The sequence below is a fragment of the Microbulbifer mixtoriginis (SeqCode) genome (assembly GCF_052466865.1).
Window position 1 is genome coordinate 3,162,133 of record NZ_CP174293.1, and the last position, 11,349, is coordinate 3,173,481.

Consider the following 11,349-nt stretch of genomic DNA (forward strand, 5'->3'; position numbering starts at 1 on the left):
ATACCAGCATCCTAAGTAAGAGAGGAAGAGCTAATGGAAAGCGATGCTAAGCTCGATGATGAGAACTCATCACAGCGGGCCCTAACTGTGAAAATCGAGAGAATTAAGACTTTACTTCTCTACTCTCTTATAAATCAAGCCAGTCTTAGCATTTCAGCTTCAAACAGATTTCTCATGAAAATAAATTATATTGTAGTCTTTATATCCTCACTTACATTTTTCCTTGGACTTTACTTCTTCAACTTTAGCAATGGCCTCTCGAATTCACATACTAAGTGGGGTGAATTTGGCTCATACTTATCAGGCACGGTAGGAGTATGCTTAACGGCAGCAAGCATAGTTTTTGTATATTTAACTGCAAAAAAACAGTTAGATGAACAAAGAAAAGTAGAAGAAATTAAAAGACTGGAAGAAAAATCACAAAGCATCCTCAACATAACATTAAGCCTAATGAATTCTAGCCACTCTCAGATACCTATAATCAATCGATTACTGGACGACCTTGACTGGAACAAAAATGATCGACAAATAAATGAATCCAAAGATTACAACCTCATCCATATAACAAATACTAAGACCAATCAGACCTTAACAATTACCTCTTTTGGAAAGCCATTTGAAATACTTAAATCATATATATCAAAAACCGGCGAAGAAAAAGCAAGGAAAGCAATTATAGATGATGATATCGGAGGACTTAAAAATGAATTCGATACGTTCATTGCAAGTTCATCTTACCTTATCGAGATATTAATAAAGCTAATCAACTATGGCTATGACTTTTTTTTGATCAGGCATACAGCATCAACGATTTATAACCAGATTGCTCTATTGAACTCAGTGAACTATATCGATAAATCACTTTTTGAAAGAATTGGATTCATATTAAGCTTGCCTACTCAGGCACAAGACACTGTTAAGATAGATATTATCAAAGAACTCTCAGATGAATTAAAAAGGAAGCATGGAGTAGAAATAAAAAGAGATAATTTAAAAATTTTGGAGCCTCTCAGGTCAACAGAAAGTGGTCTTTATGCATTCAGACTCGTAGAAAAATCCACAGACAGAGAGTTTTATAGAGCCACCAATGGAAATTGGTCAATCAATGGAAATAGCATATGAATAAAATACTCACTCCTTTAATGACTTTACTGTTATTGGTCATGCTAAATCCAGCTTATGGAAATACAGAGCTATTGCTGGATAAGTGTAAAAGTGTTTTTACTGAACAAGGAGAAAGAAAAAAGAATTATGTGCAGTCGGGTATAGATGCTGGTTTCTGCTTAGGTTACCTTCGAGGCATCTCTGATTTCGCAACAGTAGCATCCATTATCTCACCTAATCAGCTTAACTCTATAAAATCATGCCGCCCTGAAGGAGTAACTAATAAGCAACTTGCTAAAATAGTTGTTCAAACTTTAGAAGTCAATCCTCAGACCCACCATATGGATATGATCTCCGCTGTCACATTATCACTAAGGAGAGCATTTCCTTGTGAAGGCTCCGACTCCTCAATGCAATGACTATCAATGTGTGATAACCACTGCTGGGCAAGGCCTAAAGGTTAATTTTAAATAAGTTTTTTGAATCCCTAAGATCTTCGCTTTCATTACCTATTCTATCAAAAGAACCAAAATCTGGGCTGATTTTTAATCAGATAACTTCAGCCCATATTTCTATGGCTATCGCCATAAACTATTGCACTTATTCAGCCTAGACCGGCTAAATATGTTGGAATCCACTCATCCAGAGCTTATCGTCTTTATTTAGTCTCAGAAAGTCATCTACTAGCGACTTGTATTACACCAAAGTACATTCCACTGCCTCTTTTTGAGTAACATATATTAAGAAAGAGACACAGCCATTCATAATCTATTAATCGAATTTAATCCGATTTTCATAGCCAAAAGTTCCACTGTATATTTACGATCAAATTTTACCAGGACAGAAACCATTACAAGGATTTTGTTATGTCAATAGAGCACCTCTTCGACTATCACCCCTATCGTGGCGGTCAGAATCCAAGGCATACTGGTGCGAGTGTACAGTTACTAAAGTTCAAAAATGGTGATAACCAAGCTATCCATTTTTTTACAAATCATGTAGAAACAAAACTAAGAGCAGCAATACCCGCGGGTACAAGCTTTAGTGTGGCAACGGTACCATCATCAACTGAAGGGAAGGCTCACAAAGGCTTCGGTCCAATGATTAGGCTTCTAAAAGGCAAGTTTCCTGAGATAAAAAATAGTGCCAACTTACTGAAAAGAATCAGCTCGATTGAGACTTTACATAAAGGCGGGGCTAGGACAAAAAACGTACATCAGAACTCTCTGATAGCTGTTGATTCAATTGTTACCGGCCATAAAGTGGTACTATTAGACGATGTGACCACAAGCGGTAACTCGCTAGAAGTGGCAACTCAGCTGCTACAACAAAAAGGGGCTGATGTGATTTTAACCCTGGCTCTCTGTAAAACTGTTTAATGACTGACATAGTAGAAATCCGACGCGGTGACCGCGAGTACCCTGCAGGGCTGGAAGATACTCCTAGCCCACCTGCCATTTTGTATGCTCGTGGCAATGTCAGCCTGCTCAATCGGCCTGGCGTTGCGATAGTTGGATCTCGAGATGCCTCACCAAATGGCCTAGAGATTGCGCGAAGAATCGCGGGTTATGTTGTCTCCAAAGGTAATATTGTCATAAGTGGCCTTGCTCTAGGGATTGATGCCGCAGCCCATGAGGGCGCCCTGGCAGCCGGGGGTGGTACTATCGCTGTGCTTGCCCATGGCCTGCACACTGCAAACCCTCGGGCAAACTATAAACTAGCGATGAGAATACTTGATGCTGGAGGCCTCTGGGTATCCGAACACCCCGAAGGCGTATCTCCACAAAGGCACTTCTTTGTAGCAAGAAACAGGATTCAAGTTGGCCTGTCTCAATCCTCGGTCATAGTGGAGTCTGCGGCATCAAGCGGGACTATGAAGCATGTAGATTTCTGCCTTCAGGCTCGCCACCGGCTCTTTGCTGTTGCCCCTCATAACCCTGAGAATTCACTAGGCCTAAACTGTCAGGGCCCAATGAAGCTCATCAATGAAGGCAAAGCAACAGCTTTAAGAACTAAGGCTGACTACGATCTCCTAGAGCTATAACTACCCTACTCTCCCAGGAGTTCCAGCATCTGGGCTGACTCTTTCTGTGAGAGCTTCAGCCCGTATTTATCTATCACGTCATAGACTCTCGTTTTTCCCGCAACCTAGACAGTGAGAATATGGTCCAAATCTTCCTGTACGGGATTCAACGAGTCCATCACATTGAAAACAAGAAACTTCCCGGCCTTGGCTCCAGCGCCAAAGTCGAAAGCCCGGAGGGAAAGTAGATAGTATTGCTAGCACAAGCAATGCTAAACCAGCCCAGCCCGACAACCAATATGCCCCCTCGACCAGTTTTATGAACATTGGAGGGAAGAAAAGCCATGGAATGATCTTTCCTAATATCACCATTGCTAGAACCGATGATAAAAGAAAGAAAATTGGATAGCGAAATAATCTCAAGAACAGCCTTGTTTGCATATTCGGTACCTTTAACCTGCGTTACTACTAGTCAGCGCGGCAAACTGCCGTATCTCATCTTTTTTTAGGGTCAGACCATACTTCTCCACTATTGCCATGAACCGCTGCACATAGATCGCCTGTACTGGCTCATAGGGTGGCATCCACTCATCCGGGCCTTTATCGCCCTTACTTTGGTTCCGGCCGTCATCGACCAGCCAGAGGTTCTCTGGGTCTTCAGCAAACTGCCGCTTCAACTCTACAGTCCAATTGGCGCCACCGTGCTCGTGCGCCCATGAAAGTGGGACGATGTGTTCAACATCCAGGTCGGAAGCCAGGGTATAGAAGTTGCCGGTGTATGGGTCCAGCCACAGGCCAGTATCTACCGTGCATGCTTTCTCATTTGTAAAGCTTACCGGGGCCAGGGAGTATTGAACTAGCAGTTCGTGACGGGTGCTTTGGCAATCGCCATCAGAGTCGGACCACTTGGGTAGCCACTCATGGCGGTCATAGCCGCGCTCTTCTTTGGCTTCGACTTCGAGGCAGCCGGCCAAGGCGGCAGACAGGATGACAGGTAGTAGCAGGCGCATGACAATCCCTCATTGTTATTTTGAGGGATCGTACCGGAGATGACTTAGCAGAACAATCACACTCTATTTCTTTAAAGGCGTTACAGTAAACAATTTATTATTATGGAAAGACCATTCTCATCCCGAATAAGGCCGCAAATGTTTCATTAACTACTTTCGCTTATTAAGCCTCTTCTGCTATTGAGCTGGCCTTAAAAAACTTTAATTTCCCTCTGTCCTTAACAACAACCGTAGATTGAAATAGTTTCGTATTGAAGCGCGGAACAAGTTTTGATCCCCCATGATGAGATTGCTTGATGACCTGGCTAATTAAAACCATGTTCTCATTAATATGGGATATCTGTATGGCAAGGTCGTCATGGACTGTAGAAAATGGCATATTCGCAATCATGTCAAAATGAGATTTATATTGATCAAGATTTAAAGATTCGACCCTACCATTAGGATGAGTAACAGTAATTACAAAATCCTCATGAAAAAGGGCTAATAGACCTCCGATATCGTTATTCTTAACAAAACTATCCTTATTTTTTAAGAGAGCAAGCACATCCTCTTCGCGAATTTCAGAATAAAAAAAATCGATTTTTGAAAAAACTGTAATTAAACCTACAACAATCGTCAAAACCGTCGCTATAAATTTTACTCTACTATCCAGCCAATCGAATTTTTTCACTTATATTTCCTCACCTCACATAAATACTTTAACATTAAAAGAAACCCCTACACCCAAATTTTTAACAGCCAAACTGTTTGATCTGAAAGGGACAGCTGGAACACAAGAGCGTCCCAGCCTACCAGGAGCTTAAAGTTTAGTCAGCACTTTTAGTGAAATAGAGGCTGTCCTTCACCCTAACCCCGGTACTTGGGTCAGCAACATACCAGGTTAATTCGTAATCTCCGGCATCAAACCACTCTGGTATGTTGAGATAATTTCGATTGTAGTCCTTTTCCTCAGAATAATTTAACACCACATCCCGTGACTTATGAATGGGGTAAGTATCTCCGTTGGGGAACTTGAGCACACTCCATTGTTCGAATGTAACCAATGATTGTGTAGAGTCTAAATTACGAATACTTGCATCATAATTGACTCTTCCCCCGTAGGAAGGAACTGAGAAATCAGCAGGTTCATCAATCTCAATCGCCAACTGTATGTCGGAAACATCACCCTCAACAACCAGCTCAATGTCCCAGAACTCTACATAACCACCTGACACATAAAGCGTAAGTTCACTTATCCCATCGAGAAAATTATTTGCCAAAATACTATTTTCATCTTCACAGAATTTGATGCTTCCTATCTGTGGAACAGGATTGGGGTTTTCCAGAGTTGGAGTATCCGTGGAATAACTGATGAACTCAATTTTACCTACGGCATGAATAGTATCTTCATCCGCCCCTGCGAATTCGTTCATCGCCCCATAACCTGCTACGAAGGCATCTCCATCTTTAACTTCAGTATTGATACAAATTTTTTCAATTGCATCAAAGTGATAACCAATATCTAAATTCACTTTGTGTGTAATTCCATCTTCCATTCTGAAGGGATACGGTTCACCCAGGTCTATTTTTGCACTAATTGTATCTGCCTGAACCAATGCCGATGAGCAGAATAAAGTGAAACCAACGATAGAATTTTTCAGTACAGCCCTGTGCAAAGGGTGTTCATTTGTCAATTTTTTCAAAATTACATTCCATTACATATATTATAGACACAACAGTACTTCGAACAATCTTTAAAACCCAATCCTGATATAGCACAGCCCATGCCTTGGCAATCGGTATTTATCGCACGTCTTGGATAGCTCCAAATTGCGAAAAATAGATTTACAAAGCGCTGCCCGCAAAGCAACCAGGCTAATACTGTCCGAATTATTTTATTTGATCCTTTCCTTACTTCCCAAAATTTTTAGCTTCGCATCCGTACCAACTAAACCAACAACCAAGACAACAGGAGGGGAAGACAATCGCACAGTTAGCCAAGCAGCTGGGGCTGACACCATCTCAAATTTCGAAAATGGAAAAAGGTAATCAGAAGATACCGACTAAGCTACTGCCGGTCTGGTGTGAGGAGGTGGGTATTACGCTGGCGGAGGTGTACTGGGCCAAGAACCTGCACCACTTTGCGCAGGTTCCCTTTCCGCCGTTAGTTGCCAGATTGTATGCAAAACTGCCGCAGGAGTTTCGCTGGCATATTCACCGGGTGATTGAGAGTAGTTACCAGCTTTGGAAAGGGAGGCAATAACCCCCCGCTCACTCGCACATAATACGGAAAGTGTTTTTATGTAAAATGACGCACAGCAGCACACAGAAAAGAGCGTAGCAGTATGTGTCCGCGTGCAGCGGTTTGTTAGGTATTTTCAATGACATACTTTGCAGCTTCTACTCGCTTATTCATAAAGTAAATTAGCTTCTTATATAAATCCATTTTCACCTCAAAATACCTGAGGAAAGATTGGCCCAAAATATTTTGGCACATTCGATAGTTATGACTGTAAAGCCGAATTTGATTTTCAGCACTTTCTAATTCGAATTCAGCTAGCTCCTTTTTGTAGGCATCTTCTATATTCAATGACAAGAACAGCTGGCCGTTATACCGCCAAGGATTCTTATCTAGCTCATAATCAAACATAGTTAAATAACCAGATTTCACGACAATGTTGGTTATCTCCAGATCATAGCCTTGATTATCAATTACAAATTGATCCAAGTTCCCAAAGCTTTGTATGTCGCTTCGTGTAAGCTGCCTAACTTCTTTTAGAATATAATTTGTTATATCCGTTTGTCTTTGGATCGGGCTATCGCTGCTTGCGAACTCAATCTCATACCTCTCTGCAATTCTAAGGCAACCATCTACAGCATTTGTATGGGAAGATTGCTGTAAATCCTTAGGCGTGCAGTAATCCGCGTTGTCGACGAGCGGTAAACCAGCAGACTCATAAGATTGTGCTACTAAGCGTGAACAAAATTGCCTATTTAATTTTTCACCGCTGTAAAGAGGATTTTTCGTTCTTACAGCCTCCTTCACTGAATATGACGTCCCTATTTGAGAGCGGGCAAACATTACTGCCTGACCCACATAATCATTGTCTAATACTCGGCGTACCTCAGCATGATTTTTATTCTCAAAGAGCAATCTCTGAATATTATTTGAATGAACTCCCTGAGCATCAGAATGAATAAAACTACCACGTCCGACATACAGTATTGCATGGGAGAATTTACTGAGAGTGGATAAGCGAACCATTTTGCTGATAGCTCCCACCTGAGAAGTCAGGATTATATCCCCAGGCTTTAGCAAACTCATTTCAAATATATACATTTAATCAGCGCTCTTACCTAACGCCGGCAGACCGGACCCGCAAGCGCTTATCGGCCCGTTTTTCAAGGACGATGCTTGCTGAGTCCGTGCTCCTGCGTTTGCTAGGTGTTTTCATTAGAATATGGGTTGTTCTTTGGTTCACGACCTTTGTGGCGAAGTGCAGCCGCAACCAGAATTTCTGATTTCTCTTCTTTAGTTACGGAAGTGAGGCTATCTAGATAATGTATTGCTTGCCCTTTACTTTTCCAAGCCTTAACCGCTTCATCAATATAATTTTGCTTAATTAGAATATCGTCATTTGAATTTTGTTTTTCGAGAGCCTGTTTAAGCATATCTCTTTCCCGCGATTGTTCAGCCTCCTGGTTCTTCATACTAATTTTGTAGTAGCTGTGAGTAATTAACCAAGAGAACAACGCTGAAACGGCTACTAATAATAAGTCTAAAATTACTGGATTCATGATACTCTAGCTCACCTAACGCCTCAACAACCGGACAGGCAAACCGCAGGCTTGGCTGTCCGGCACCAACGGCGCGTAGTTTATTGACTTGTTAGCTCTATCCATATGACATAACAACTTTTATGTTGGCTTCTGGCACTTTACTAACTATTGCTTGGACGAATTCTATAATAGATTTTTTCCAATCAATTTCAGCACCAATAGACAAGCAAATTTTTATCAAACGCATAAAAAAAGCATCTTCTTGGGTGATTTTGAAATATTCTGGATCACCTCCGATCTTAGGATAAACTTTAATTTCTATAAACCCAGGAGAAGCAAAGTAAATAGACAGCTGGCCTTTTCCTTTCGCCTTTGCATCAATATTTGATAGAACAGGTAGCGACATTGATCGCATAGAGTTATCAACCGCACGAACAAAAAGCTCCGCTACTTCAACAGCTTCTTTTACGTCTGGTATCTGTGGAGTTTGATAGTGATGTTCTAGCTGATTACGTATTTTTCTATATTTACTTATGAGCCCGCTAGGAGCCACACCTAAAGCCTCAATGACTCGAAGGTTTTTATTTGCATCTACAGAAATGGAATATTGCTCCACAAACTGCTTTACATGAGCCGGAAAACTTCCAGCATGATCAAGACCGATTGATTTAACAAACCAATCGGTCTGACAGTCTATGGCCCTTTTTGAGTTGGTTATCGCATTTGCGTAACCTTTAGGCGTACCTGTAGAAAGATCATCCTTCGCGTAAGACAAAAATTCCTTTGCCGACAAATCAAATTCGTGCCCCAGCCCTAGCCAGTCACCAGGACAGGGTGAAACTTGAATATTAGTTAAATCAATTCCGGCTTTTTTTATATATTCCTTCATAATTTTATATTCCGAGCTGCATGTGGAGCTAACACCCAGCACACGGGCGGCCGAAATGAAGCGAAGCGTAATGAAGGCTGTCCGGCCCGACGTTTTTGGCCAGGTTAACGTGCTGCTGTTTGTTAAGTTTTTTAAATCGAGCCACTTCTTGCCCCCTAATGAATAAATGCAGCAGCAAATAGAATAACGCCCATCCGCTCACCTGTTTTTCGAATTGACTTATATGAGGGACCTGTTTTGTTGCGTATTACCCAGTGAAACAAGAAAATTAATACAACTCCTAGCGTACAAAACATGAAAGCTTTGAAAGAGCCCTGGTCGAAATTTTCTTGTCTAACAAACCCCACATTAGCCCCACCCGCTGCTGCCAATGCAGCCATAATAAGTGTGCCAATTGTATAAATAGCTGCAATAAAAACCCTTTTTACGATCAAGCGTTAATCCTTAGTACACTTAACAGTGTATTCAAAAGCAACTGCAATATATCATACCTCTCTAGTCCACAGGTCTCTTTTGCTCTTGATATAAAAAGCAATCTAACTCGCCTGATTATCCCAATAAACCCCATTCAACGCACCTAACATCTGCGTAACCACTCCAGCCAAATCGCTGTTTGTACTGCCCGTAATCACCGGCAAGGTCGCGGGGCGGTTGGCAATCTGCCAGCCGCTATTGCCATTCACATACAGAAGACCATCCACTTTATTCAGCGCCACTTTTGCCGGGAAAAATTGCCAGTAGCCAGGGTCCGCAACATAGCGGGCGAGCTGACCATCTTTACCGGCCCAGGCGCCGGTGCCCGTGGCAACTAAATAGCGTTCGCCATCGCTGGCGGAGCCCGGTGGATCGTTCTGTATATTGAGCACTTCCAGCTGTAGCAGTGCGTCTACTGTATCCAGGGCCAGATTAAGGCTGGCGGCGGGGTCCAAAGTGCCCTCTTGTGCATAGGGGATACCGTTATTCGGTGCGGTGCTCATGGTGTTTTTTTCCTACTTATACGCTGATCTGTGCGGCCGGACCTGGGCCGGTGATACTGTTTAGCTGGCTGGCTTTAATGGTCGCAGTGCCTGGGTCTGTAATGGTGAGTGTGGTTGCTGTTGTGTCTGTGTTCTGGCCATTGACCGTTACCCGGTAGCCGCTGAAGTATTGCGACTGGTCGTAGGCAGCGCGGCCTCCCAGGCGCCCTACACCGAGCCATTGAATTACCAGCTGGCCATTTGCGCGGTGCGCGCTGAGATTGGCCGGGGCGGGCTCGGTATGGCTCTCGCCGTTAAAAGTACCGCTGGTGGTGGTCTCTTTGCCGCTGCCGATACTGGTGGCGCGGAAGGTGAGTGTCTGGCCGAGGTTGTAGCGCTCGGTGGCAATAAAGTTGATCGTGTTGCGCTCGAGTAATACAAAGCGCGTGCCCGCCGGGTGATTAGTCGGCGTGGTGCCGAGGCGCCCGCGCAGGAAATAAGCCAACTCCCACAAGCCGGGGCTGATTTCTTCGGCCTCGCCAAAGCTGACGATTTCGTTGCCGATCAGCGCCCTATTCAAGCGATTTAACAGATCTGAAAGAGTGCGGTTTTCCAGCGCGTCGCCGCTATCGTACAGGCGCAGCTGCACGCGGTTGTGGGTATCGGGAATTTCCGGTTTGTGGCTGGCGAGGCTGGTGGTTAGCTCGCCCATCACTGCCTCGATATCGGTGTTGTCGGATTCGATATAGTTCTGCCCCCCATCGAGGGACAACGCCACTGTAGCACCACCCCAGGCGCTGTTGCTGCCGGCAATGGCGACGTAGTAGCCCAGCTGGCTATCATCACCGCTGGCCAGAATAGGCGCGTCGATAAATTGAATATAGGTAGAGCCCGGCACCAGGGGCACCGGGGCCGGTGGGGCCATAGGAGCTACACCGAAGGCCTGGGACTGATAGGCGCTTTTGCGGTCGTGGATCAGTTTGACTTTCTGTTCGCCGTTATCCAGGGAGACTTCATCAATTCGGCAACGATCCCCACGGAACAGCACCACGTCGCCGGGGGTCAGTTTTAGGTAGTTATCCGGCAGGGTGACTTCAAAATCGCCGCGCTGCTCTTCGATCATCACCTTGTGCATAATCACGGCGATCTGCGCGGCTTGGTCGCTTTCTAAAACTAATGGGGTTTCGATATTTTTTTCCCCCTCGCCGCGGGTATCGATACTGCGGTCACTGGTCTGCTTGCAGGTATCGATACCGCCTTCAGCATCGTAATAGTTCAGGTTTAAAACCCGCACAATCTCCTCGGGGGAGCGGCGGGTTTTCTCGTCGTCGCTATCGCCGATCAAATCGTTTTCGTCGATGGTCATCACCGGCTCTGCGCCGCGTGGGGTAAATACCAGGGAATCGCCGCGATTGACCGGATCAAAGAAAAACGCCTTGGCCAGCTCCTGAATATGCTCGAACGCGGGGGCTTCGTTGCTAATCTGCATACCCGAGACATACCCCTCCAGCAGGGTGGTATCGAATTTGCCAAACGGCAGGCCGGCGCGCTCGCAGATCTCCGCAACCACGGCATAGAGGGGATAAGGCATAGGGTTTTATTCGA

At 44.2% G+C, this 11,349-nt stretch carries 13 protein-coding genes and 1 pseudogene; 5 read left to right on the forward strand and 9 right to left on the reverse strand.

Features of this window, described 5'->3' with window-relative positions; translation table 11 throughout:
• Window positions 1–33: 33 nt before the first annotated feature.
• The 4 genes from ACJJJA_RS14375 (at window position 34) to ACJJJA_RS14390 (ending at window position 3,148) form a co-directional block, all read left to right on the forward strand.
• Complete coding sequence (locus tag ACJJJA_RS14375) at window positions 34–1,122, forward strand: hypothetical protein (protein ID WP_444905079.1); 1,089 nt, start codon at window positions 34–36, stop codon at window positions 1,120–1,122.
• Complete coding sequence (locus tag ACJJJA_RS14380; protein ID WP_444905080.1) at window positions 1,119–1,523, forward strand: Rap1a/Tai family immunity protein; 405 nt, start codon at window positions 1,119–1,121, stop codon at window positions 1,521–1,523. Before ACJJJA_RS14375 ends, ACJJJA_RS14380 begins: the two co-directional genes overlap by 4 nt.
• A gap of 447 nt (window positions 1,524–1,970) precedes the next feature.
• Window positions 1,971–2,483, forward strand: coding sequence for a ComF family protein (locus tag ACJJJA_RS14385; RefSeq protein WP_444905081.1), 513 nt, complete (start codon window positions 1,971–1,973; stop codon window positions 2,481–2,483).
• Complete coding sequence (locus ACJJJA_RS14390) at window positions 2,483–3,148, forward strand: DNA-processing protein DprA (RefSeq protein WP_444905082.1); 666 nt, start codon at window positions 2,483–2,485, stop codon at window positions 3,146–3,148. The genes ACJJJA_RS14385 and ACJJJA_RS14390 overlap by 1 nt, the downstream gene beginning before the upstream one ends.
• Before the next feature lie 431 nt (window positions 3,149–3,579).
• Here ACJJJA_RS14390 and ACJJJA_RS14395 read toward each other — a convergent pair whose 3' ends face one another.
• The 3 genes from ACJJJA_RS14395 to ACJJJA_RS14405 form a co-directional block, all read right to left on the reverse strand.
• Window positions 3,580–4,137, reverse strand: a complete 558-nt coding sequence (locus tag ACJJJA_RS14395; RefSeq protein WP_444905083.1) for an HNH endonuclease family protein — start codon at window positions 4,135–4,137, stop codon at window positions 3,580–3,582.
• 163 nt (window positions 4,138–4,300) lie between these two features.
• Window positions 4,301–4,810, reverse strand: a complete 510-nt coding sequence (locus ACJJJA_RS14400) for a hypothetical protein (RefSeq protein ID WP_444905084.1) — start codon at window positions 4,808–4,810, stop codon at window positions 4,301–4,303.
• 136 nt (window positions 4,811–4,946) lie between these two features.
• Entirely contained in the window at window positions 4,947–5,822 is an 876-nt protein-coding gene (locus ACJJJA_RS14405) for an RbmA family biofilm matrix protein (protein ID WP_444905085.1), read from the reverse strand.
• Window positions 5,823–6,094: 272 nt separating this feature from the next.
• Here ACJJJA_RS14405 and ACJJJA_RS14410 point away from each other — a divergent pair.
• Window positions 6,095–6,382, forward strand: a pseudogene (locus ACJJJA_RS14410) (helix-turn-helix domain-containing protein); the annotation flags it as partial.
• Window positions 6,383–6,487: 105 nt separating this feature from the next.
• On the opposite strand, the gene ACJJJA_RS14415 reads toward ACJJJA_RS14410, so the two are convergent.
• The 6 genes from ACJJJA_RS14415 to ACJJJA_RS14440 form a co-directional block, all read right to left on the reverse strand.
• Window positions 6,488–7,459, reverse strand: coding sequence for a YiiX/YebB-like N1pC/P60 family cysteine hydrolase (locus ACJJJA_RS14415; RefSeq protein ID WP_444905086.1), 972 nt, complete (start codon window positions 7,457–7,459; stop codon window positions 6,488–6,490).
• Window positions 7,460–7,560: 101 nt separating this feature from the next.
• Complete coding sequence (locus ACJJJA_RS14420) at window positions 7,561–7,917, reverse strand: hypothetical protein (RefSeq protein WP_444905087.1); 357 nt, start codon at window positions 7,915–7,917, stop codon at window positions 7,561–7,563.
• 97 nt (window positions 7,918–8,014) lie between these two features.
• On the reverse strand, window positions 8,015–8,788 hold the full coding sequence (locus ACJJJA_RS14425) for a hypothetical protein (protein WP_444905088.1): 774 nt from the start codon (window positions 8,786–8,788) through the stop codon (window positions 8,015–8,017).
• Between the two features lie 155 nt (window positions 8,789–8,943).
• Window positions 8,944–9,222 (reverse strand): hypothetical protein, encoded by a 279-nt coding sequence (locus ACJJJA_RS14430; protein ID WP_444905089.1) that lies wholly within the window; start codon window positions 9,220–9,222, stop codon window positions 8,944–8,946.
• 102 nt (window positions 9,223–9,324) lie between these two features.
• A complete protein-coding gene (locus ACJJJA_RS14435) occupies window positions 9,325–9,765 on the reverse strand; it encodes a DUF2793 domain-containing protein (RefSeq protein WP_444905090.1) in 441 nt (146 codons plus the stop codon).
• A 16-nt stretch (window positions 9,766–9,781) separates the two neighbouring features.
• Entirely contained in the window at window positions 9,782–11,335 is a 1,554-nt protein-coding gene (locus tag ACJJJA_RS14440) for a phage tail protein (protein WP_444905091.1), read from the reverse strand.
• Window positions 11,336–11,349 lie beyond the last annotated feature (14 nt).